This window comes from Citrobacter sp. Cy070, from assembly GCF_030332245.1.
Lineage (GTDB): Bacteria > Pseudomonadota > Gammaproteobacteria > Enterobacterales > Enterobacteriaceae > Citrobacter > Citrobacter youngae.
Genome location: NZ_JAOWIG010000088.1, coordinates 58,361 through 81,763 on the forward strand (window position 1 = coordinate 58,361; position 23,403 = coordinate 81,763).

The 23,403-nt window shown below is 52.5% G+C and carries 16 protein-coding genes; 13 read left to right on the top strand and 3 right to left on the bottom strand.

Annotation, left to right across the window (positions count from 1 at the left end; all coding sequences use genetic code 11):
• Positions 1–9 precede the first annotated feature (9 nt).
• From OGY19_RS19100 to OGY19_RS19120, 5 genes are all read left to right on the top strand, one after another.
• Entirely contained in the window at positions 10–459 is a 450-nt protein-coding gene (locus tag OGY19_RS19100) for a flavodoxin (protein WP_115601553.1), read from the top strand.
• A gap of 346 nt (positions 460–805) precedes the next feature.
• On the top strand, positions 806–2,158 hold the full coding sequence (gene gudP / locus OGY19_RS19105; RefSeq protein ID WP_061068486.1) for a galactarate/glucarate/glycerate transporter GudP: 1,353 nt from the start codon (positions 806–808) through the stop codon (positions 2,156–2,158).
• Between the two features lie 2 nt (positions 2,159–2,160).
• The gene (locus OGY19_RS19110) at positions 2,161–3,501 is read left to right on the top strand and encodes an enolase C-terminal domain-like protein (RefSeq protein WP_115601555.1); all 1,341 of its coding nucleotides are present in this window, start codon (positions 2,161–2,163) and stop codon (positions 3,499–3,501) included.
• Between the two features lie 20 nt (positions 3,502–3,521).
• Positions 3,522–4,862, top strand: coding sequence for a glucarate dehydratase (gene gudD, locus OGY19_RS19115; RefSeq protein ID WP_115601556.1), 1,341 nt, complete (start codon positions 3,522–3,524; stop codon positions 4,860–4,862).
• A gap of 78 nt (positions 4,863–4,940) precedes the next feature.
• Positions 4,941–6,083, top strand: coding sequence for a glycerate kinase (locus OGY19_RS19120; protein WP_115601557.1), 1,143 nt, complete (start codon positions 4,941–4,943; stop codon positions 6,081–6,083).
• 127 nt (positions 6,084–6,210) lie between these two features.
• On the opposite strand, the gene barA is transcribed toward OGY19_RS19120, so the two are convergent.
• Entirely contained in the window at positions 6,211–8,967 is a 2,757-nt protein-coding gene (gene barA, locus OGY19_RS19125) for a two-component sensor histidine kinase BarA (protein ID WP_048213074.1), read from the bottom strand.
• A 57-nt stretch (positions 8,968–9,024) separates the two neighbouring features.
• Between barA and rlmD the strand changes: the two genes are divergently transcribed.
• The 5 genes from rlmD (at position 9,025) to eno (ending at position 16,828) form a co-directional block, all read left to right on the top strand.
• The gene (gene rlmD / locus OGY19_RS19130; protein WP_115601558.1) at positions 9,025–10,323 is read left to right on the top strand and encodes a 23S rRNA (uracil(1939)-C(5))-methyltransferase RlmD; all 1,299 of its coding nucleotides are present in this window, start codon (positions 9,025–9,027) and stop codon (positions 10,321–10,323) included.
• A gap of 100 nt (positions 10,324–10,423) precedes the next feature.
• Positions 10,424–12,658 carry a GTP diphosphokinase gene (gene relA, locus OGY19_RS19135; protein WP_048213072.1) on the top strand — a complete coding sequence of 745 codons (2,235 nt, stop codon included), beginning with the start codon at positions 10,424–10,426 and terminating at the stop codon, positions 12,656–12,658.
• 131 nt (positions 12,659–12,789) lie between these two features.
• A complete protein-coding gene (gene mazG / locus OGY19_RS19140) occupies positions 12,790–13,581 on the top strand; it encodes a nucleoside triphosphate pyrophosphohydrolase (protein WP_048213071.1) in 792 nt (263 codons plus the stop codon).
• Between the two features lie 224 nt (positions 13,582–13,805).
• Entirely contained in the window at positions 13,806–15,443 is a 1,638-nt protein-coding gene (pyrG, locus tag OGY19_RS19145; RefSeq protein WP_005130912.1) for a glutamine hydrolyzing CTP synthase, read from the top strand.
• Between the two features lie 86 nt (positions 15,444–15,529).
• The gene (eno, locus tag OGY19_RS19150) at positions 15,530–16,828 is read left to right on the top strand and encodes a phosphopyruvate hydratase (RefSeq protein WP_003034129.1); all 1,299 of its coding nucleotides are present in this window, start codon (positions 15,530–15,532) and stop codon (positions 16,826–16,828) included.
• A gap of 69 nt (positions 16,829–16,897) precedes the next feature.
• On the opposite strand, the gene OGY19_RS19155 is transcribed toward eno, so the two are convergent.
• The gene (locus tag OGY19_RS19155) at positions 16,898–18,007 is read right to left on the bottom strand and encodes an SDR family oxidoreductase (protein ID WP_115601559.1); all 1,110 of its coding nucleotides are present in this window, start codon (positions 18,005–18,007) and stop codon (positions 16,898–16,900) included.
• A 429-nt stretch (positions 18,008–18,436) separates the two neighbouring features.
• Here OGY19_RS19155 and queE point away from each other — a divergent pair, with 429 nt between their 5' ends.
• A complete protein-coding gene (queE, locus tag OGY19_RS19160; protein WP_048213069.1) occupies positions 18,437–19,108 on the top strand; it encodes a 7-carboxy-7-deazaguanine synthase QueE in 672 nt (223 codons plus the stop codon).
• A gap of 96 nt (positions 19,109–19,204) precedes the next feature.
• Here queE and queD read toward each other — a convergent pair whose 3' ends face one another.
• The gene (gene queD / locus OGY19_RS19165; protein WP_115601560.1) at positions 19,205–19,567 is read right to left on the bottom strand and encodes a 6-carboxytetrahydropterin synthase QueD; all 363 of its coding nucleotides are present in this window, start codon (positions 19,565–19,567) and stop codon (positions 19,205–19,207) included.
• Positions 19,568–19,872: 305 nt separating this feature from the next.
• Here queD and cysJ point away from each other — a divergent pair, with 305 nt between their 5' ends.
• Both cysJ and cysI read left to right on the top strand, forming a co-directional pair.
• Entirely contained in the window at positions 19,873–21,672 is a 1,800-nt protein-coding gene (gene cysJ / locus OGY19_RS19170; protein WP_115601561.1) for an NADPH-dependent assimilatory sulfite reductase flavoprotein subunit, read from the top strand.
• Complete coding sequence (gene cysI / locus OGY19_RS19175) at positions 21,672–23,384, top strand: assimilatory sulfite reductase (NADPH) hemoprotein subunit (protein WP_115601562.1); 1,713 nt, start codon at positions 21,672–21,674, stop codon at positions 23,382–23,384. Before cysJ ends, cysI begins: the two co-directional genes overlap by 1 nt.
• Positions 23,385–23,403 lie beyond the last annotated feature (19 nt).

Genomic DNA, 23,403 nt, shown 5'->3' on the forward strand with positions numbered 1-23,403 from the left:
ATTACGGTTATGGCGGAAATTGGAATTTTTGTCGGCACGATGTACGGAAACGCGCTGCTGGTTGCCGAAGAGGCCGAAGCTATCCTCGCAAATCAGGGGCATAAAGCTACGGTTTATGAAGATCCGGAACTGGCTGACTGGGAAAAGTACAAAGACAAGTACATCCTGGTCGTAACGTCAACGACGGGACAAGGCGATCTGCCGGACAGCATCGTGCCGCTGTTTCAGGGAATTAAAGACCAACTGGGTTATCAGCCCGACGTTCACTACGGCATTATTGCGCTCGGTGACAGTTCATATGTCAATTTCTGCGGCGGTGGTAAGCAGTTTGATGCGCTTTTGCAGGAACAGAGCGCCCAGCGTGTAGGTGAGATGCTGCTGATTGATGCCGGTGAACATCCGGAACCGGAAAGCGAATCCAACCCTTGGGTAGAACACTGGGCAACGCTCCTCAAATAGAATATTACCCAACCATCCGCACAGTTCGAATCATAAGCCGGGTAAGGCGTCGCCATTACCCGGCAATAAATCCCCCTCAAACGCCAATTTCGTGAAGCATCTTCCATTCCCTTAGGCTTATGCCATAAACAACCTCATTCACCTCTCGCAATGTTGTGTTTTTGCACGGTGAGGGTAAGAGGCACTCCTTCATATACTTTTCCCGTCAGTTCCCGAAAAGGCAGCGAGTCAGAATAAAACGGCCCTGAGCTGTACCAAAACTGCCACACACTAACCTCTCATTCTGATCACCCTACAGGTGCTGTACAGAATGAACTGGCGAAAGCCACGATTCAGGAGTGCAACAATGAGTTCATTAAGTCAGGCGGCGAGCAGCGCGGAAAAACGCACTAACGCTCGCTACTGGATAGTGGTGATGTTGTTTATCGTCACATCCTTCAACTACGGCGACCGCGCCACCTTATCCATTGCCGGCTCTGAGATGGCCAAAGACATTGGCCTTGATGCCGTCGGGATGGGGTATGTATTTTCCGCTTTTTCATGGGCCTATGTTATCGGCCAGATCCCCGGCGGCTGGTTGCTTGACCGCTTTGGTTCAAAACGCGTTTATTTCTGGTCCATCTTTATCTGGTCCATGTTTACCCTGCTGCAGGGCTTCGTCGATATCTTTAGCGGCTTCGGCATTATCGTTGCGCTGTTTACGTTGCGATTCCTTGTCGGTTTAGCTGAAGCGCCCTCCTTCCCCGGCAATAGTCGCATAGTCGCAGCGTGGTTCCCGGCACAGGAAAGGGGCACGGCGGTCGCAATCTTTAACTCTGCGCAATACTTTGCCACCGTTATTTTTGCGCCAATCATGGGGTGGCTGACCCACGAAGTAGGCTGGTCACACGTATTCTTCTTTATGGGCGGACTCGGGATCATCATCAGCTTTGTCTGGCTGAAGGTGATTCATGAACCAAACCAGCACCCGGGTGTAAACCAAAAAGAGCTGGACTACATTGCCGAAGGTGGCGCACTGATCAACATGGATCAGGCAGCCGCTAAAGCTAAAGTTCCGTTCAGCGTGAAATGGGGACAAATCAAACAGTTGTTGGGTTCCCGCATGATGATCGGTATCTACATCGGTCAGTACTGTATTAACGCGCTGACCTACTTCTTTATCACCTGGTTCCCGGTCTATCTGGTACAGGCGCGGGGTATGTCGATTCTGAAAGCGGGATTTGTCGCGTCGGTCCCGGCTATTTGCGGATTCGCAGGCGGCGTGCTCGGCGGCATTATTTCCGACTGGCTGATGCGTCGCACCGGTTCGCTGAATATCGCCCGCAAAACGCCAATCGTGTTGGGTATGTTGCTGTCAATGGTGATGGTGTTCTGTAACTACGTCAACGTTGAGTGGATGATTATCGGCTTTATGGCGCTGGCTTTCTTCGGTAAAGGTATTGGTGCACTGGGCTGGGCGGTAATGGCAGACACGGCCCCCAAAGAGATTAGCGGCCTGAGCGGCGGTCTGTTCAACATGTTCGGTAATATCTCCGGCATCGTGACACCGATTGCTATTGGCTACATTGTGGGCACGACGGGGTCGTTTAATGGTGCCTTGATTTACGTTGGGGTGCATGCGCTGATTGCTGTGGTGAGCTATCTGGTGCTGGTCGGTGATATTAAACGTATCGAACTGAAACCTGTCGCAGGACAATGATGATGACAACACAATCAAGCCCCGTTATTACCGATATGAAGGTCATCCCGGTGGCCGGGCATGACAGCATGCTGCTCAATATTGGTGGTGCGCACAACGCATATTTCACTCGCAATATTGTGGTTCTTACCGATAACGCCGGTAATACCGGCGTCGGTGAAGCGCCGGGCGGTGAAGTGATTTATCAGACTCTGGTTGACGCTATCCCGATGGTATTGGGTCAGGAAGTGGCCCGCCTGAATAAGGTGGTCCAGCAGGTACATAAAGGCAATCAGGCTGCTGACTTTGATACTTTCGGCAAAGGTGCCTGGACATTTGAGCTGCGCGTCAATGCGGTGGCGGCGCTGGAGGCCGCGCTGCTGGATCTGCTGGGCAAAGCGCTGAATGTACCGGTCTGCGAGCTGTTAGGTCCGGGTAAGCAGCGTGATGCAGTGACCGTGCTCGGGTATCTGTTCTATGTAGGTGATCGCTGCAAAACCGATTTGCCGTATCTGGAAAGTACGCCGGGTAAACATGAGTGGTATCAATTACGTCACCAGCAAGCGATGACCAGCGACGCGGTGGTGCGTCTGGCGCAGGCGTCACAGGATCGTTATGGCTTTAAAAATTTCAAACTGAAGGGCGGTGTGCTGCCGGGTGAGCAAGAAATTGAAACCGTCCGTGCGCTGAAAGCATGTTTCCCGGATGCGCGTATTACCGTCGATCCAAACGGTGCCTGGCTGCTGGATGAAGCCATCTCCCTGTGTAAAGGCCTGAATGATGTGCTGACCTATGCCGAAGATCCGTGCGGCGCTGAACAGGGCTTTTCCGGGCGCGAAGTGATGGCCGAGTTCCGCCGCGCGACTGGTTTGCCGGTGGCGACCAACATGATTGCTACCAACTGGCGCGAAATGGGCCACGCGGTAATGCTGAATGCAGTCGATATTCCGCTGGCCGATCCGCACTTCTGGACGCTTTCCGGCGCGGTACGCGTGGCGCAGTTGTGCGATGACTGGGGCCTGACCTGGGGCTGCCATTCTAATAACCACTTTGATATTTCGCTGGCGATGTTCACCCACGTCGGTGCGGCTGCGCCGGGTAATCCAACGGCTATTGATACCCACTGGATCTGGCAGGAGGGTGATTGCCGCCTGACCAAAAATCCGCTGGAGATTAAAAACGGAAAAATTGCGGTACCCGATGCGCCCGGTCTGGGCGTGGAACTGGACTGGGATCAGGTGCAGAAAGCGCATGAAGCCTATAAGGCGCTGCCCGGCGGCGCGCGTAATGACGCAGGCCCAATGCAGTATCTGATCCCCGGATGGACTTTTGACCGTAAACGTCCCGTTTTCGGCCGCCACTAATTTTGAATAAGGACTTAATTATGAGCGCACAATTTTCTACCCCACTGGTTACCTCTATGCAGGTTATTCCGGTTGCGGGTCATGACAGTATGCTGATGAACCTGAGCGGCGCACATGCTCCGTTCTTCACGCGCAATATTGTGATTATTAAAGATAACTCCGGTCATACCGGCGTGGGTGAAATTCCCGGCGGAGAAAAAATCCGTAAAACGCTGGAAGATGCGATTCCGCTGGTGGTGGGCAAAACGTTAGGTGAATACAAAAACGTACTGAATACGGTACGCAATACCTTTGCCGATCGGGATGCCGGTGGGCGTGGTTTGCAGACCTTCGATTTACGTACCACTATTCATGTGGTTACCGGGATCGAAGCGGCAATGTTGGATCTGTTAGGCCAGCACCTGGGGGTGAATGTCGCGTCTCTGCTGGGTGATGGCCAGCAGCGTAGCGAAGTGGAAATGTTGGGGTATCTGTTCTTCGTCGGCAACCGTAAAGCGACGCCGCTGCCGTATCAGAGTCAGCCGGATGAGAAGTGCGACTGGTATCGTCTGCGCCATGAAGAGGCCATGACCCCGGATGCGGTTGTGCGCCTGGCTGAAGCCGCGTATGAGAAATATGGCTTTAACGACTTTAAACTGAAAGGTGGCGTGCTGGCAGGGGAAGAGGAAGCGGAATCTATCGTCGCGCTGGCGAAGCGTTTCCCGCAGGCCCGCGTAACGCTCGATCCCAACGGCGCCTGGTCGTTGAATGAAGCGATCAAGATCGGTAAGTATCTGAAAGGATCGCTGGCCTATGCGGAAGATCCGTGCGGCGCCGAGCAGGGCTTCTCTGGTCGTGAAGTGATGGCGGAATTCCGCCGCGCCACCGGTCTGCCGACCGCCACCAACATGATCGCCACCGACTGGCGTCAGATGGGGCACACGCTGTCGTTGCAGTCTGTGGATATCCCACTGGCGGACCCGCATTTCTGGACCATGCAGGGGTCTGTTCGCGTGGCGCAAATGTGCCATGAGTTTGGGTTGACCTGGGGGTCGCACTCTAACAACCACTTTGATATTTCGCTGGCGATGTTTACGCATGTAGCGGCAGCGGCTCCGGGAAAAATTACCGCGATTGACACCCACTGGATCTGGCAGGAAGGCAATCAACGCCTGACCAAAGAGCCATTTGAAATCAAAGGCGGCATGGTGCAGGTTCCGGCAAAACCGGGTCTGGGTGTAGAACTGGATATGGACCAGGTGATGAAAGCGCACGAACTGTACCAGCAACATGGCCTGGGAGCGCGTGATGACGCGATGGGAATGCAGTACCTGATCCCGAACTGGACCTTCGATAATAAACGCCCATGCATGGTGCGCTAAGTGTTATGCCGGTTCTGGCAGGAACCGGCACATCTCTAGGTGTATGATTAACAGAATCAACATGCGTAAGGACGGCTTATGAAAATAGTAATTGCACCGGATTCTTATAAAGAGAGTTTGAGTGCGCTTGAGGTGGCAACTGCCATTGAGCAGGGTTTTCGTGAGATCTGGCCTGATGCGGATTACGTAAAGATACCAGTCGCTGATGGTGGTGAAGGAACGGTCGAGGCGATGGTTGCCGCTACGGCGGGCCACCTTGTGCATGTTGATGTTACGGGGCCCCTGGGAAGTAAGGTACAGGCATTTTATGGGGTATCAGGAGATGAGCGCTCAGCGTTTATCGAGATGGCGGCCGCCAGTGGGTTAGAGCGAGTTCCGGCAGGGTTACGCGACCCGCTGAAAACCACCTCATGGGGGACCGGAGAGTTGATTCGCCATGCGCTGGATGCGGGTGTAGAACACATCATCATCGGGATTGGCGGTAGTGCGACCAATGATGGTGGTGCCGGTATGGTGCAGGCACTGGGCGCCAAATTGCTGGATGCACAGAATAACCAGATTGCACAAGGCGGGATCGGTCTGGAAGCGCTCACCAGGATCGATATTTCAGCGTTAGATAAGCGCCTTGCCACCTGTCGTATCGAAGTGGCCTGTGATGTCACGAATCCGCTGACCGGTAAAGAGGGCGCTTCTGCAGTATTTGGTCCACAAAAAGGGGCAACGCCAGAGATGATCACCCGTCTGGATAATGCGCTGACGCACTATGCACAACTGATTGCCCGCGATCTGGACGTTAACGTGCTGGATCTGGCCGGTGGAGGCGCAGCCGGAGGCATGGGTGCTGCACTGTATGCGTTTTGCGGCGCGCAGCTACGCCGTGGTATCGAGATCGTGACGGATGCGTTACACCTCGCCGACTGCGTTGCGGATGCAGATCTAGTTGTGACCGGGGAAGGGCGTATTGACAGTCAGACGATCCATGGCAAAGTCCCGGTGGGCGTAGCGAACGTTGCAAAGCGATATAATAAGCCCGTCATTGGTATTGCAGGCAGCCTGACACCAGATGTTGGCGTGGTGCATGAGCATGGAATTGATGCTGTTTTTAGCGTGATTTATACCATTTGCACGCTGGATGAGGCGCTGGATAATGCGAGTGAAAATGTGCGGATGACGGCACGAAACGTGGCCGCAACGCTTAAAGCAGGGCAGCAATTACGCTGAGTTGTAGGTCGGAGAAGGCGTTTACGCCGCTCCAGCGATGTGCCCGATGGCGCGACGCCTATCGGGCCTACGGTAAACAGCGAAACCTGTCGGCCGGATAAGGCGTTTACGCCGCATTCGGCGAATATCACCCCAATATCCGTTTCGCTTCTCGCCCGACGTTGTCCATCTCATCAAGAAGCTCTAAAAACTCTGGTTCCAGATCTTCTTCTTTGGTCCCGCTACGTAACTGCTGTTCAATAAGCTGGCACAGGTTTTTCATGCGGGGAACCCCGCTGTAACCGCAGCTGCCGTGTAGTTTATGAATCAAATCCACCAACCCTTCAGGGTTTTCACCCACCAGTTGCTCTTCAATTCTGTTACGGACTTCAGGCAAGAAATCGATCAGCATTTGCAGCATATCCCGCGCCAGATCGTTTTTACCGGCAGCCTGTCTCAAAGCCAGTTGCCAGTCGAGGGTCGTATTCGGGTTGACCACGGGGTCAGGGGGGGCCGCCACGATAGCCCGGGCTGATGTGCCGGCACCGGGCTTATAGCGCAACAGCAAACTGTGCAATTTATCTTCTTCAATCGGCTTAGCCAGGTAGTCATTCATTCCGGCGCTGAGTAACTTCTCTTTTTGCCCTGCCATGGCATGTGCTGTTACCGCAATAACCGGTGTCTGCTGCTGGTGTGGAAGCTGATGGATCAGTTCGCAGGCACGAATACCGTCCATGTCTGGCATCTGAATATCCATCAGGATCAGATCAAACTGCATTTGCTTGGCTCTGTCCACCGCCTGCTGTCCGCTGTCGCACAGCTCGACGTGCTGAACCTTATCTTCAAGTAATGCGCCGATAAGCTTCAGGTTCGCCGGGTTGTCGTCCACCGCCATCACGGTCATCGCAATCTTGCTTTCATCTAACAACTGGCGTTCTGCACCCTGGTTCAGGTGGCAATATTCGGTTAACGCAGGCAGTAATCGGGTTGAGGTGAGCGGTTTTAACAGACATGCCGCCGCGCCGCCTTGCTTTAATTTTTCAGCGTTAATCTGCGCATGGCAAGGCAGCGCCAGCAACAGGAAATCGGTCATTGCGGCTGCGCTTGCCAGACGTTTATGCTGCATGGTGAGCGGCTCGTGGAAAGTGACGGGGACACCAAGTAGCAGGATATCGTAGTGTTCTGCCGGTAATGCAGAGAATGAAGGACTGTAAATCACCTCCAGCGGCGTTTCACTCAAGATATCTAACGTGCATTGCGCGGCGGTAGCATTTGGTTCAACGTAAGCCAGTCGTTTTCCGGCCAGACAGCGGGTGGTTGAACGATCGCTGATAACATTAGGATTGAGATCAAGACTGATATGGAACCAGAAAGTGGAACCGCGATTGGGTTGGCTATGGAACGAGATATCCCCACCCATTTCATTGACCAGTTTTTGTGTGATCACAAGGCCAAGTCCGGTACCGCCGTGACGGCGCGAAATGCTGGCATCAGCCTGACGGAAAGCCTGGAACAGACGTGACTGATCGCGTTCCGGGATGCCAATACCGGTATCGCGGATTTGAACTTCAATCTGGACTTTGGTGTTACTGAGCGCGCGTTTTTCAACCAGAATGTCGATATTGCCGCTCTCGGTAAATTTGATGGCATTGCCGACCAGGTTGGTAATGACCTGTTGCAGGCGCAGCGGATCGCCAATCACATTGTCCGGAACGTCATTTTTAATATTCAGTGTTAGCTCCAGCCCTTTGTCATGGGAGGAGTGCGCTAACAGCGTTACGACGTCATCCAGTGTGCTGCGCAGCGGGAACGGTATGCTTTCCAGAATCAGTTTACCCGCTTCCAGTTTAGAGAAGTCGAGCACATCATTGATGATAGCAAGCAGGTTGTTAGCAGAGCGCTCAATTGTATTCAGGTGATCGCGCTGGGTGGTGTTGAGCTCGGTTTTCAGTGTCAGGCGTGTAAAGCCAATGACACCGTTTAGCGGTGTACGTAGCTCATGAGACATGTTCGCCAGGAACTCTGATTTAATACGTGCAGCTTCCTGGGCGCGTTTCTTTGCCAGATCCAACTCAACGTTCTGGATTTCCATCTGCTCCAGCGTTTCGCGCAGATCTGAAGTCGCCTGATCGATATTGTGCTGCATCTCTTCATGGTAGGCGGCGAGAGACATTGCCATCGAGTTGATGCCATTCTTCAGCATATCCAGTTCGCCCAACATGAAACCTTCCACGCGGCTATCGAGCTGACCTCTACGTATTCGGTCAACGGTATTCACCATGTTACGAATTGGTCCGGTCACATCGCGCATCAGACGCCAGCCGAAAATTAACGCAATGCCAATACAAAACAGCATCATGACGCTGGAGATAAAGATCTCTTTGTACTGCTGTAATCGCACGGACTTGAGGTCCAGCTCAAGCGCCACATACCCCAACATATTTTTGGTGTTTTTGGCATCGCTAACGGCAGATTCATCAGGTGAATAGCTTTCCGATATAATAGGGGTACGCAGGATCATGATATCCCCGTGCCGGGTTACGCTCAGCTTTCGCGGAAACGGCGATCCGGTAGCCAATTGCATCTCTGACGGATCAAGATGAAAGTTGGAGGTGACGAACAGTTGGTTATTTTCGTCATAGACGGAAATTGCCCGCACAATATCGGAATGGCGACGATGCAACACGCTGATAAGCTGGCCGATGGATTCCCGGTTTTGCAAGTTCATGCCGTATTCGCTGGAAACCGCGAGTGGCTCGATGATGCTGGCACCAGCATCTTCCAGTTGACGCTGCAAGTCGTTATAGCGATGCACAACAAAAAAGATACTGAGCAGCAAACCTATCAGGACGGTCGGGGCCAGGATCAGAATCATCATGCGTGCGCGCAGGCTGTAGTTGGTCATGGAGTTCCGTTATGGGACAATTAGGGTCACACTGTTCAATAGAGAAATATCTCGTCGATGGCGCAATTCTACTCTGCAAAACGACGCGTGACGACGCGTCAGATCATAACCGTTACCGTCAATGACCTTGATTCTTTTGGTCAGGGCGTTGCTCGTCATAACGGGAAAGCCCTGTTTATACCGGAATTGCTGCCTCAGGAAAGCGCAGAAGTGGTGATAACTGAAGATAAAAAACAGTTCGCCCGCGCGCAAGTCAAACGTCGTTTAAACGACAGTTCGGAACGTGAAGTGCCACGTTGTCCACATTTTGGGGTCTGTGGTGGCTGCCAACAGCAGCACGCCAGCATCTCGTTGCAGCAGCGTAGCAAAAGTGCAGCGTTATCGCGTTTAATGAAATGTGAGGTGACAGAAGTTATCGCCGATACCCCGTGGGGCTATCGACGCCGCGCGCGTTTAAGTCTGAACTATCGCTCGAAAGAGCAGCAATTGCAGATGGGATTTCGCAAGTCCGGCTCCAGCGACATTATTGATGTGAAGCAATGCCCTATTTTGGTGCCCCAACTTGAGGCGTTGCTGCCTGAAATTCGGGCATGCCTGCAGAGTCTGCAGGGGCTGCGTCACTTGGGGCATGTCGAATTGGTGCAGGCTGGAAGTGGAACCCTGATGATTTTGCGCCACACCGCACCATTGAGTGCCGCGGATAAAGAAAAACTGGAACGCTTTTCGCATTCTCAGGGACTGTCTTTGTTTCTGGCTCCGCAAAGCGAGATACTGGAATCAAATTCAGAAGAATCGCCCTGGTATGATTCAAATGGACTACGTTTAACCTTCAGCCCGCGTGATTTTATCCAGGTCAATGAAGGGGTAAACCAAAAAATGGTTTCCTGTGCGCTGGAATGGCTGGATGTGCAGCGAGAGGACCGGGTGCTCGATTTGTTCTGTGGTATGGGGAATTTTACGTTGCCGTTGGCCGTACGAGCAGCGAGCGTTGTGGGTGTTGAAGGTGTCCCTGCGCTGGTGGAAAAAGGCCGGGAAAATGCGCGGAATAACGGACTACACAATGTGACATTCTTTCATGAAAACCTTGAAGAAGATGTCACCAAACAACCATGGGCAAAAAACGGATTTGATAAAGTATTGCTCGATCCTGCGCGTGCGGGGGCTGCCGGCGTGATGCAACATATTATAAAGTTAAACCCTGGCCGCGTTGTTTATGTATCCTGTAATCCTGCTACGCTGGCTCGTGACAGCGAAGCGTTACTCAATGCAGGATATACCGTTCGGCGACTGGCGATGCTCGATATGTTCCCGCACACTGGACATCTGGAATCGATGGTCCTGTTTGAGCGTTTGTAATGAATTTTATACCCATTGGATTTCGGGTTGTAATGCAACGTGAAAGACAATGGGTACGGCTTGTCGACTTCGACAGGCCATGCCCCTTAAGGAGAGGACGATGGTTGCGGTAAGAAGTGCACATATAAATAAAGCTGGTGAGTTTGATCCTAAGAAATGGATCGCGAGTCTTGGGATCTCCAGCCAGCAGTCGTGTGAACGCTTAGCCGAAACCTGGGCGTATTGCCTGCAGCAGACACAGGGGCATCCGGATGCGGATCTGCTGCTGTGGCGTGGCGTCGAAATGGTGGAAATACTCTCCATGCTGAGCATGGATATCGACACGCTGCGAGCGGCGATGCTGTTCCCTCTGGCGGATGCCAATGTGGTGAGTGAAGACATCCTGCGCGAGAGCGTAGGCACGTCAATCGTTAACCTTATCCATGGTGTGCGTGATATGGCGGCGATACGCCAACTTAAAGCCACGCATACCGATTCAGTCTCTTCCGAGCAGGTCGATAACGTTCGTCGCATGCTGCTGGCAATGGTCGACGACTTCCGCTGCGTGGTCATCAAGCTGGCGGAACGTATTGCCCATTTGCGAGAAGTGAAAGATGCGCCGGAAGATGAACGCGTACTGGCGGCAAAAGAGTGCACCAATATCTACGCCCCGCTGGCTAACCGATTAGGCATCGGGCAATTAAAATGGGAGCTGGAAGATTACTGCTTCCGTTACCTGCACCCGGCTGAATACAAACGTATTGCCAAGCTGCTGCATGAACGTCGTATCGACAGGGAACATTATATTGATGAATTCGTCGGTCATTTGCGCTCAGAGATGAAAACGGAAGGCGTCAAAGCCGAAGTTTACGGACGTCCGAAGCACATCTACAGCATCTGGCGCAAAATGCAGAAAAAGCAGCTGGCTTTTGACGAACTGTTCGATGTGCGTGCGGTGCGTATCGTGGCTGAGCGTTTACAGGATTGCTATGCCGCGCTGGGGATTGTGCATACTCACTATCGCCATCTGCCTGATGAGTTCGATGACTACGTTGCCAATCCAAAGCCTAACGGTTACCAGTCAATCCATACGGTTGTGCTGGGGCCTGGCGGTAAAACCATTGAAATCCAGATCCGTACCAAACAGATGCACGAAGATGCTGAGCTGGGTGTTGCCGCGCACTGGAAGTACAAAGAAGGTACTGCTTCAGGCGCGGCGCGCTCTGGTCATGAAGACCGCATTGCGTGGCTGCGTAAACTGATAGCCTGGCAGGAAGAGATGGCGGATTCCGGTGAAATGCTGGATGAAGTGCGTAGCCAGGTCTTTGATGACAGAGTTTACGTCTTTACGCCAAAAGGCGATGTTGTGGACTTACCGGCGGGCTCAACGCCGCTCGATTTTGCTTATCACATTCACAGTGATGTGGGGCATCGTTGCATTGGCGCGAAAATTGGCGGGCGCATCGTACCGTTTACCTATCAGCTGCAGATGGGCGATCAAATCGAAATCATCACTCAGAAACAGCCAAACCCAAGCCGCGACTGGCTAAATCCTAACCTTGGCTACGTAACCACCAGTCGTGGGCGTTCGAAGATCCACGCCTGGTTCCGTAAACAGGATCGCGACAAAAACATCCTGGCGGGCCGCCAGATCCTCGACGATGAGCTGGCGCATTTAGGTATTAGCCTGAAAGAAGCGGAAAAACATCTGCTGCCGCGCTATAGCTTCAATGAGCTGGATGAGCTGCTGGCGGCGATTGGCGGAGGAGACATCCGCCTCAACCAGATGGTGAACTTCCTGCAGGCGCAGTTTAATAAACCAAGCGCTGCCGAACAGGATGCCGCCGCGCTGAAACAACTTCAGCAGAAAACGCAGGCGCCGCAGAGTCGCCGAAAAGACGACGGTCGCGTGGTGGTTGAAGGGGTGGGTAACCTGATGCACCACATCGCTCGCTGCTGCCAGCCGATTCCCGGCGATGAGATTGTCGGGTTTATCACCCAGGGACGCGGTATTTCCGTCCACCGGGCGGATTGCGAACAGCTGAATGAACTGCGCTCGCATGCGCCGGAACGAATTGTTGACGCGGTTTGGGGCGAAAGCTACTCGGCAGGGTATTCGCTGGTGGTTCGCGTCCAGGCTAACGATCGCAGCGGCTTGTTACGTGATATCACGACGATTCTTGCCAACGAAAAGGTGAACGTGCTGGGGGTTGCCAGCCGGAGTGATACCAAACAACAGTTGGCCACCATTGATATGACCATCGAAATCTACAACCTGCAGGTGCTCGGACGTGTGCTCGGCAAGCTGAACCAGGTGCCGGATGTGATCGACGCACGCCGTCTGCACGGTAATTAATTATTTTGTAGGCCGGATGATCTTGCAGGCCTGATGGCAACGCGTCAGCGTTGCCATCAGGCATTGCTATATCGCCGGATGTTGGCTGTCGCCATATCCGGTCTACTATATTGAAATTTCAGGATATTCCAATGAACCAAATCGATCGACTGCTCGGTATTATGCAGCGCCTGCGCGACCCGGAAAACGGTTGTCCGTGGGATAAAGAGCAGACATTCGCCACTATTGCCCCTTACACCCTCGAAGAAACCTATGAAGTACTTGATGCCATTGCGCGCGAAGACTTCGACGATCTGCGTGGTGAATTAGGCGATCTGTTGTTCCAGGTGGTGTTTTACGCCCAGATGGCACAGGAAGAAGGGCGCTTCAACTTTGATGATATCTGTGCTGCGATAAGCGATAAGCTTGAACGCCGCCACCCGCATGTTTTCGCAGATGTTTCTGCCAGTAACAGCACCGAGGTGCTAACCCGTTGGGAGCAAATCAAAACAGAAGAACGTGCCGAGAAGTCACAACATTCCGCGCTGGACGATATTCCCCGTAGTTTACCGGCGCTAATGCGCGCCCAGAAAATCCAGAAACGTTGCTCAAATGTTGGCTTCGACTGGAAAACATTAGGGCCGGTTGTCGACAAGGTTTACGAAGAGATTGACGAAGTCATGTTCGAGGCGAAGCAGGCTGTCGTTGACCAGGCTAAACTGGAGGAGGAAATGGGCGACCTGCTGTTTGCCACGGTCAATATGGCCCGTCATTTAGGGACAAAAGCAGAGACTGCTTTGCAGAAAGCGAATGAAAAATTCGAGCGCCGTTTTCGTGAGGTTGAGCGAATTGTGGCTGCCCGCGGTCTGGAAATGACAGGTGTTGATCTGGAAACAATGGAAGAAGTCTGGCAACAGGTAAAACGACAGGAAATTGATCTCTAAGGGATTTCATCGGTCAAGGGCGATTTGTGTGATTTTTTAAATAACAAGCGCTTGATTTACGTCAAAAACATTTACCCCAAAGGGGCTATTTTCTCACTCCCGATGTTAATGTGAGCCTGGTGAAGAGGAGGAATAATGAAAGTTTGTGGCGCTCGTCATGTTCGGGTATACTACTTTCCCGTCTTGGTAATTCCATCGTTTCACCCTAACTTCTCAGGTCCAGCATGACAACGAACTATATTTTTGTGACCGGCGGGGTCGTATCCTCTCTGGGAAAAGGCATTGCCGCAGCCTCCCTGGCAGCCATTCTTGAAGCCCGTGGCCTCAATGTAACCATGATGAAACTGGATCCGTACATCAACGTCGATCCAGGTACTATGAGCCCTATCCAACACGGGGAAGTGTTCGTTACCGAAGACGGCGCTGAAACCGACCTGGACCTGGGTCACTATGAGCGTTTCATTCGTACGAAAATGAGCCGCCGTAACAACTTTACCACCGGTCGTATCTACTCCGACGTTCTGCGTAAAGAACGCCGTGGTGACTATCTGGGCGCGACCGTTCAGGTTATCCCGCACATCACGAATGCCATTAAAGAACGCGTTCTGGAAGGCGGCGAAGGTCATGATGTTGTTCTGGTTGAAATCGGCGGAACCGTTGGGGATATCGAATCTCTGCCGTTCCTTGAAGCGATTCGCCAGATGGCCGTAGAAATTGGCCGTGAGCACACGTTGTTTATGCATCTGACGCTGGTTCCGTACATGGCGGCGGCAGGTGAAGTCAAAACTAAACCGACTCAGCACTCGGTAAAAGAGCTGCTTTCTATCGGTATTCAGCCAGATATCCTGATTTGTCGCTCCGATCGCGCAGTTCCGGCTAATGAACGTGCAAAAATTGCATTGTTCTGTAACGTTCCGGAAAAAGCGGTGATTTCTCTGAAAGATGTCGATTCCATCTATAAAATTCCGGGCCTGTTGAAATCCCAGGGCCTTGACGATTATATTTGTAAACGATTCAGCTTGAACTGTCCGGAAGCGAATCTGTCAGAATGGGAACAGGTTATCTACGAAGAAGCGAATCCGGCAGGCGAAGTGACTATTGGTATGGTCGGCAAGTACATTGAACTGCCGGATGCCTATAAGTCAGTTATCGAAGCGCTGAAGCACGGTGGCTTGAAGAATCGTGTCACCGTCAACATCAAGCTGATTGATTCGCAAGATGTCGAAACGCGCGGCGTTGAGATCCTGAAAGGTCTTGATGCAATCCTGATCCCAGGCGGCTTCGGCTACCGTGGTGTTGAAGGTAAAATCGCGACAGCGCGCTTTGCGCGTGAGAACAATATTCCTTATCTGGGTATTTGCCTGGGTATGCAGGTTGCGTTGATTGAGTTTGCTCGTAACGTCGTGGGAATGGACAACGCCAACTCCACAGAATTTGTGCCAGACTGTAAGTACCCGGTGGTGGCCCTGATTACTGAATGGCGTGATGAAGACGGCAACGTCGAAGTCCGTACCGAGAAGAGCGATCTGGGCGGCACAATGCGTCTTGGTGCGCAACAGTGTCAGTTGAGCGATGAGAGTCTGGTTCGTCAACTGTACGGTACGCCGACAATTGTTGAACGCCATCGCCACCGCTACGAAGTCAACAATATGCTGTTGAAACAGATTGAAGCTGCGGGTCTGCGTGTTGCAGGCCGTTCCGGTGATGATCAGTTGGTCGAGATCATTGAGGTACCGAATCATCCGTGGTTCGTGGCCTGTCAGTTCCACCCGGAATTTACTTCCACGCCACGTGATGGGCACCCGCTGTTCGCCGGCTTTGTGAAAGCCGCCAGTGAACATCAGAAGCGTCAGGCGAAGTAAGAAGTAAAAAGTTAGAACGGCAATGCACCCATCAGGGTGCATTGTTTGTCTGGAGTTTTAGTTTAACTTGTACTGAGGAAAACCTAATGTCCAAAATCGTTAAAATCATCGGTCGTGAAATCATCGACTCCCGTGGTAACCCGACTGTTGAAGCCGAAGTACACCTGGAAGGTGGTTTCGTTGGTATGGCAGCAGCTCCGTCAGGTGCTTCTACTGGTTCCCGCGAAGCACTGGAACTGCGCGATGGCGACAAATCCCGCTTCATGGGTAAAGGCGTACTGAAAGCTGTTGCAGCTGTTAACGGCCCGATTGCTCAGGCTCTGCTGGGTAAAGATGCTAAAGATCAGGCTGGCATCGACAAGATCATGATCGATCTGGACGGTACTGAAAACAAATCCAACTTCGGTGCAAACGCCATCCTGGCTGTGTCCCTGGCGAACGCCAAAGCAGCTGCTGCTGCTAAAGGCCTGCCGCTGTATGCACACATCGCTGAACTGAACGGCACTCCGGGCAAATACTCCATGCCGGTTCCGATGATGAACATCATCAACGGTGGTGAGCACGCTGACAACAACGTCGACATCCAGGAATTCATGATTCAGCCTGTTGGCGCTAAAACCCTGAAAGAAGCTGTACGTATGGGTTCTGAAGTGTTCCACAACCTGGCTAAAGTTCTGAAAGCCAAAGGTATGAACACTGCAGTGGGTGACGAAGGCGGCTATGCGCCGAACCTGGGTTCCAACGCTGAAGCTCTGGCGGTAATCGCTGAAGCGGTTAAAGCAGCTGGCTACGAGCTGGGCAAAGACATCACTCTGGCGATGGACTGTGCAGCGTCTGAATTCTACAAAGACGGTAAATACGTTCTGGCTGGCGAAGGCAACAAAGCATTCACCTCCGAAGAATTCACTCACTTCCTGGAAGAACTGACCAAACAGTACCCGATCGTGTCCATCGAAGATGGTCTGGACGAGTCTGACTGGGATGGTTTCGCATACCAGACTAAAGTACTGGGCGACAAAATCCAGCTGGTTGGTGACGACCTGTTCGTAACCAACACCAAGATCCTGAAAGAAGGCATCGAAAAAGGCATCGTTAACTCCATCCTGATCAAATTCAACCAGATCGGTTCTCTGACCGAAACTCTGGCTGCGATCAAAATGGCGAAAGACGCTGGCTACACCGCTGTCATCTCTCACCGTTCTGGCGAAACTGAAGACGCTACCATCGCTGACCTGGCTGTTGGTACCGCTGCAGGCCAGATCAAAACTGGTTCTATGAGCCGTTCTGACCGCGTTGCTAAGTACAACCAGCTGATTCGTATCGAAGAAGCTCTGGGTGAACAAGCTCCGTACAACGGTCGTAAAGAGATCAAAGGTCAGGCGTAATCCTGTTCTTTCTCTGATTTAAAAATGCCAGCCTTCGGGCTGGCATTTTTTTGCCTGCACAATAGCAACCTATTTAAAGTCCACTGCCATTTGCTGTGGAATAGTCAGCCCACGTGTCGTCTGTACACAGCGCTCAATGTAATCGGTAAAACGCGGCGGCTTCGGCATCCCCATGCTGAGCAGCTTATCATTGCTGAATCGCACGTTCAGCGTTGCGAACGCGCCGTAAAGACGCATGGCTTTCAGCATTAGTCGTTCGTTGCAGGGGCCAAAAATATTCTTCAGTTCACGGCGCATTTGGACCAGCGTTTCATAGCTGACCTGTGCGTATTTATTGCCGACGGGAGCTTGTTCCAGCGCAGATGCCATCGCGTTATCAATATCTGCAAACCTCACGCTATTTTCTTCTCCTGCTGAGATGTGCACCACTTCACCGCGAGCAAGTGGACTGCTCAGTAACATCAGCAATGCATCGGCGCAATAATCAACCGGGATCACGTCAATACGGTCTTCCATCGAACACATAAATTTTTGTAGCATCAGACCCATGCTGAATACCCAGAAAATACTGCTGGAGGGTTTACAGCCGTGATGAGTATGGCCAACAACGATCGAAGGCCGCGCGATAACCAGTGGTAATGTTGGGCATTCCTGTTGTATCAGACGTTCTATCGTGGATTTAGAGTGCGTATACTCAACCAGATGCTCAGCACGCTCGCGAAACTCTGCACTTTCGGCCACCAGTGAATCGGGGTCTGGGGAGCATGACATTGCTGTACCAACGTGAAGAAAACGCTGCAGGCTGCCGACACAGGCCATTCTCCGGGCGAACTTCAGCGTTCCTTCGACATTGACTTTCCAGATAAGCGGGTTGTTGCCAAAAGAGGCGACGGCGGCGCAATTGATGACATGAGTAACCTGGCCCAGACGCGGGTCGTTAAGAAACGCTTCAGGTTCTACTAAATCACCCAACAGGATATTCCGCGGGCTAAGTGTGGCCAGTTTTTCTTCTGCAATATTGAATTTGCGCAGATTTTCCTTTATCCGTTCCAGCGCAGATACATCATTACTGGCACGAACTAAAAGCAGCAGATTAAATCCATTTGTCTGATTCAGAATGTTTTCTAAAACGGCTCCGCCCAAAAAACCGGTTGCGCCAGTAATTAATAGTGTATTCATGAATGCAGTCTCATTAGGGGTGGTTGACTGGATTCTAGGCGCGGATAATTAAACGGAGATTAAATGGAAAATTAGCGTAAGTTTAGGTTTCTTAAGCCTATTCTAATATAAAAAGATACCGCGGATCGAATTTGACTATGCGTGATGCTAATAAATTCATAATTTCATGTATCCGTTTGTACATGCTTGAAATATTTTACTTTTAAAATATTTATACTATTTTTATAAGGTTATTATCAATAATATTTTGTTACATCAAAACGCTGCCTGAACAGCTATGAAATTAAATCACAGCTATTCGATCATTGCAGGAGCAAACACGAGATCATGTTTCATGATTTTTAACTCAGGGGGCAGCGCAGCCGGGGGCAAGACCTGAGAGTGCAAATCTGCAATAATACGCGTCCATAACCCTAAACAGAGATGACTATGCAGTACCCGATTAACGAGATGTTCCAGACCCTGCAAGGTGAGGGTTACTTTACCGGCGTCCCCGCCATTTTTATTCGTTTACAGGGATGCCCGGTTGGCTGTGCCTGGTGCGATACCAAACACACCTGGGATAAGCTTGAGGATCGGGAAGTCTCCCTGTACAGCATCCTGGCTAAGACGAAAGAGAGTGATAAATGGGGTGCGGCGAGCAGTGAAGATCTGCTGGCTGTTATTCAGCGTCAGGGCTATACCGCTCGTCATGTGGTGATAACCGGTGGTGAGCCCTGCATTCATGACCTGATGCCGCTGACTGACCTGCTGGAAAAGAACGGCTTTAGCTGCCAGATTGAAACCAGCGGCACCCATGAAGTGCGCTGTACGCCGAATACCTGGGTGACCGTATCGCCGAAGGTAAATATGCGCGGCGGTTATGATGTGCTGTCGCAGGCGCTGGAGCGCGCGAATGAAATCAAACATCCGGTTGGTCGCGTTCGCGATATTGAAGCACTGGATGAACTGTTGGCCACGTTGAGCGACGAAAAACCACGAATCATCGCCTTACAGCCAATCAGTCAGAAAGAAGATGCGACGCGTTTGTGTATTGATACCTGTATTGCGCGTAACTGGCGTTTGTCGATGCAAACCCACAAATATCTGAATATTGCCTGATAAGTTTTGCCGGGGCGCTTCGCTTGTCCGGCCTACGCTTGCTAATAAGGTAGGCCGGGATCAGTCGCGGTGCGTCGCCATCCGGCAAGGTCGGGATCACTCGCCGCGATACACGCAGCCTGCTGTGCAGGTTTCTTTTACCATTACTGCGCTCAGCAGTGGAACCACCGGTTTAACCTGCTCCCAAATCCATTTTGCCAGCACTTCACTGGTTGGGTTTTCGAGGCCCTGAATATCGTTCAGATAGTAGTGATCGAGTCTGTCGTAGGTCGGCTTAAACGCCGCTTTTAACTCAGAAAAATCCATGATCCAACCGGTATGCGGATCGACTTCACCGGTAATTTCAAGACGCACCATAAATGAGTGACCATGCAGGCGGCCACATTTATGCCCTTCTGGTACATGCGGCAGGCGGTGAGCGGCTTCGAAGGTGAAATCTTTAAACAAGGTGGTGGACATTTTTTACTCTCAAGAATGCGAAAAACCGCCGTAGGGTACCGTAAAGTACAATTTTTATCATTAGTTAAAAGGGCGCTAAGCATCAGAACGTTATATTTACGCTGTTAATGTTTGATAACTATTTATATATCATATAGTTATTAAATCGTTTTTGTCGTTAATGACTATAACTAAAACAGGTTAGTCCATTTGGTTATTTGTTATTTCTATCCCTTCTTTAATTGTTACTATCCCCGCCGTTAACCTTATCTTCAGTTTGGGTTTTATTGCTGAAATCCGCTTTGCTTACTGGAACATGACAACGCATGACGACACAGGCCCCACCTTCCGCTTTGCTACCGCTAAATCCGGAGCAACTGGCACGCCTTCAGGCAGCCACGACTGACTTCACTCCCGCACAGCTCGCGTGGGTTTCTGGCTATTTCTGGGGCGTGCTGAATCAGCAGCCTGGCAGCAATGCGGCGGCCCCTGCGCCTGCTGCTGAAATGCCCAGTATTACGCTTATCTCCGCCTCGCAAACCGGTAATGCGCGTCGTGTGGCGGAAGCCCTGCGCGATGATTTGATCGCTGCGAAGCTCAACGTTACTCTGATCAACGCTGGCGACTATAAATTCAAACAAATCGCCAATGAAAAATTACTGATCGTGGTGGCGTCGACGCAAGGGGAAGGTGAGCCGGCGGAAGAAGCCGTGGCGCTGCATAAATTCCTGTTTTCGAAAAAAGCGCCGAAGCTTGAGAACACCGCTTTTGCCGTGTTTGGTTTGGGCGATACCTCCTATGAGTTCTTCTGCAAGGCGGGGAAAGATTTCGACAGCAGGCTGGCTGAACTGGGTGGCGAGCGGCTGCTGGATCGGGTGGATGCTGATGTCGAATACCAGGCCGCTGCCGCGCAGTGGCGTGAGCGTCTGGTTGAGGTTCTGAAAGCCCGTGCGCCGGCTGCACCGTCTGTGCAAGTTGCTGCGAGTGGTGCGGTAAACGAAGTACACACCAGCCCGTATACCAAAGAAGCGCCGCTGGCGGCGTCACTTGCGGTGAATCAGAAAATCACCGGTCGCGACTCACTAAAAGATGTGCGCCATATCGAAATCGATCTCGGCGATTCCGGCCTGCGCTACCAGCCGGGCGACGCGCTGGGCGTGTGGTATCAGAACGATCCCGCGTTGGTCAAAGAGCTGGCAGAGCTGCTGTGGCTGAAGGGTGATGAACCGGTCACGGTTAATGGCAAAACGCTGCCGCTGGCAGAAGCCTTACAGTGGCACTTTGAGCTGACGGTCAACACCGCCAATATCGTGGAAAACTACGCCACGCTGACGCGCAGTGAATCGCTGCTGCCGCTGGTGGGCGATAAAGCGCAGTTGCAGCATTACGCCGCCACCACGCCAATCGTCGATATGGTGCGTTTCTCCCCGGCACAACTGGACGCTCAGGCGTTAGTTGATCTTCTGCGCCCGCTGACCCCGCGTTTGTACTCCATTGCTTCCTCCCAGGCGGAAGTCGAAAGTGAAGTGCACGTGACTGTTGGCGTCGTGCGTTACGACATTGAAGGCCGCGCCCGCGCCGGTGGTGCCTCCAGCTTCCTCGCCGATCGTGTGGAAGAAGAGGGCGAAGTTCGCGTCTTCATCGAACATAACGACAACTTCCGCCTGCCTGCGAACCCGCAGACGCCGGTGATCATGATTGGCCCGGGTACCGGTATCGCACCGTTCCGTGCCTTTATGCAGCAGCGTGCGGCCGATGGCGCAGAAGGTAAAAACTGGTTGTTCTTCGGCAACCCGCATTTCACCGAGGATTTCCTCTACCAGGTGGAGTGGCAGCGCTACGTCAAAGAGGGCGTGTTGAGCCGGATCGATCTCGCCTGGTCGCGTGACCAAAAAGAAAAAATCTACGTACAAGACAAACTGCGCGAACAGGGCGCGGAACTGTGGCGCTGGATCAATGACGGTGCCCACATTTATGTCTGCGGCGACGCTAATCGCATGGCGAAAGACGTTGAGCAGGCATTGCTGGAAGTGATTGCTGAATTCGGTGCAATGGACATCGAAGCGGCGGATGAATTTTTAAGTGAGCTGCGCGTTGAGCGCCGTTATCAGCGAGATGTCTACTAATGAGCGAAAAATACCCAGGGCCTTTAGTGGTCGAAGGCAAACTGACTGACGCCGAGCGCATGAAGCGTGAAAGTAATTTCCTGCGCGGCACCATCGCGGAAGACCTGAACGACGGTCTGACCGGCGGCTTCCACGGCGATAACTTCCTGCTGATCCGTTTCCACGGCATGTACCAGCAGGACGACCGCGATATTCGCGCCGAACGCGCTGAGCAGAAGCTGGAGCCGCGCCACGCGATGCTGCTGCGCTGCCGTCTGCCGGGCGGGGTGATCACCCCAACCCAGTGGAAGGCCATCGACAAATTTGCCACTGATAACACCATTTACGGCAGTATTCGTCTGACTAACCGTCAGACCTTTCAGTTCCATGGCATTCTGAAGAAGAACGTGAAGCCGGTGCACCAGATGCTGCACTCCGTCGGGCTTGATGCGCTGGCGACCGCCAATGACATGAACCGTAACGTGCTGTGTACCTCTAACCCGTATGAGTCAGAGCTGCACGCCGAAGCCTACGAGTGGGCGAAGAAAATTTCTGAACATCTGCTGCCGCGCACCCGCGCTTATGCGGAGATCTGGCTGGATCAGGAAAAAGTTGCGACGACGGACGAAGAGCCGATCCTCGGGGCGACCTATCTGCCGCGTAAGTTTAAAACCACAGTCGTCATCCCGCCGCAGAACGATATCGATCTGCACGCCAACGATATGAATTTCGTGGCGATTGCCGAAAACGGCAAGCTGGTAGGCTTTAACCTGCTGGTCGGCGGTGGTTTGTCGATTGAGCATGGCAATAAGAAAACCTACGCCCGTACGGCAAGTGAATTCGGCTATCTGCCGCTTGAACACACGCTGGCGGTTGCGGAAGCGGTGGTGACGACGCAGCGTGACTGGGGCAACCGTACCGACCGTAAAAACGCTAAAACCAAATACACCCTTGAACGCGTTGGTATCGACACGTTCAAAGAGGAAGTGGAGCGTCGTGCGGGGATCAAATTTGAGCCGATCCGCCCATACGAGTTCACCGGTCGTGGCGACAGGATTGGTTGGGTGAAAGGGATCGACAATAACTGGCATCTGACGCTGTTTATTGAAAATGGCCGTATTCTGGATTACCCGGGCCGTCCGCTGAAAACCGGCCTGCTGGAGATCGCGAAGATCCACAAAGGCGATTTCCGCATCACCGCTAACCAGAACCTGATCATCGCTGGCGTACCGGAAAGCCAGAAGGCGAAGGTAGAGAAGCTGGCGCGCGATCATGGTCTGATGAATGCGGTGAAGCCGCAGCGTGAAAACTCGATGGCCTGCGTGTCGTTCCCGACCTGTCCGCTGGCGATGGCGGAAGCCGAGCGTTTCCTGCCGTCGTTTACTGACAAAGTGGAATCCATTCTGGAAAAACACGGCATTCCTGAAGAACACATCGTGATGCGCGTCACCGGCTGTCCGAACGGCTGTGGCCGAGCGATGCTGGCTGAACTGGGGCTGGTGGGTAAAGCGCCGGGCCGCTACAACGTGCATCTGGGCGGTAACCGCATGGGTACGCGCATTCCGCGTATGTATCGCGAAAACATTACGGAAACCGAAATTCTCGCTTCCGTAGACGAACTGGTTGGGCGCTGGGCGAAAGAGCGCGAAGCGGGTGAAGGCTTCGGCGACTTTACGGTGCGTGCGGGCATCATTCGCCCGGTGCTCGATCCAGCGCGTGATTTCTGGGAATAACATGAAGCGCCATCAGGCA

Excerpts from the sequence above, each read along its gene's own strand:
- OGY19_RS19100 (WP_115601553.1), top strand. The coding sequence starts at position 10 with ATGGCGGAAATTGGAATTTTTGTCGGCACGATGTACGGAAACGCGCTG.
- gudP (WP_061068486.1), top strand. The coding sequence starts at position 806 with ATGAGTTCATTAAGTCAGGCGGCGAGCAGCGCGGAAAAACGCACTAAC.
- OGY19_RS19110 (WP_115601555.1), top strand. The coding sequence starts at position 2,161 with ATGACAACACAATCAAGCCCCGTTATTACCGATATGAAGGTCATCCCG.
- gudD (WP_115601556.1), top strand. The coding sequence starts at position 3,522 with ATGAGCGCACAATTTTCTACCCCACTGGTTACCTCTATGCAGGTTATT.
- OGY19_RS19120 (WP_115601557.1), top strand. The coding sequence starts at position 4,941 with ATGAAAATAGTAATTGCACCGGATTCTTATAAAGAGAGTTTGAGTGCG.
- barA (WP_048213074.1), bottom strand. The coding sequence starts at position 8,967 with ATGACCAACTACAGCCTGCGCGCACGCATGATGATTCTGATCCTGGCC.
- rlmD (WP_115601558.1), top strand. The coding sequence starts at position 9,025 with ATGGCGCAATTCTACTCTGCAAAACGACGCGTGACGACGCGTCAGATC.
- relA (WP_048213072.1), top strand. The coding sequence starts at position 10,424 with ATGGTTGCGGTAAGAAGTGCACATATAAATAAAGCTGGTGAGTTTGAT.
- mazG (WP_048213071.1), top strand. The coding sequence starts at position 12,790 with ATGAACCAAATCGATCGACTGCTCGGTATTATGCAGCGCCTGCGCGAC.
- pyrG (WP_005130912.1), top strand. The coding sequence starts at position 13,806 with ATGACAACGAACTATATTTTTGTGACCGGCGGGGTCGTATCCTCTCTG.
- eno (WP_003034129.1), top strand. The coding sequence starts at position 15,530 with ATGTCCAAAATCGTTAAAATCATCGGTCGTGAAATCATCGACTCCCGT.
- OGY19_RS19155 (WP_115601559.1), bottom strand. The coding sequence starts at position 18,007 with ATGAATACACTATTAATTACTGGCGCAACCGGTTTTTTGGGCGGAGCC.
- queE (WP_048213069.1), top strand. The coding sequence starts at position 18,437 with ATGCAGTACCCGATTAACGAGATGTTCCAGACCCTGCAAGGTGAGGGT.
- queD (WP_115601560.1), bottom strand. The coding sequence starts at position 19,567 with ATGTCCACCACCTTGTTTAAAGATTTCACCTTCGAAGCCGCTCACCGC.
- cysJ (WP_115601561.1), top strand. The coding sequence starts at position 19,873 with ATGACGACACAGGCCCCACCTTCCGCTTTGCTACCGCTAAATCCGGAG.
- cysI (WP_115601562.1), top strand. The coding sequence starts at position 21,672 with ATGAGCGAAAAATACCCAGGGCCTTTAGTGGTCGAAGGCAAACTGACT.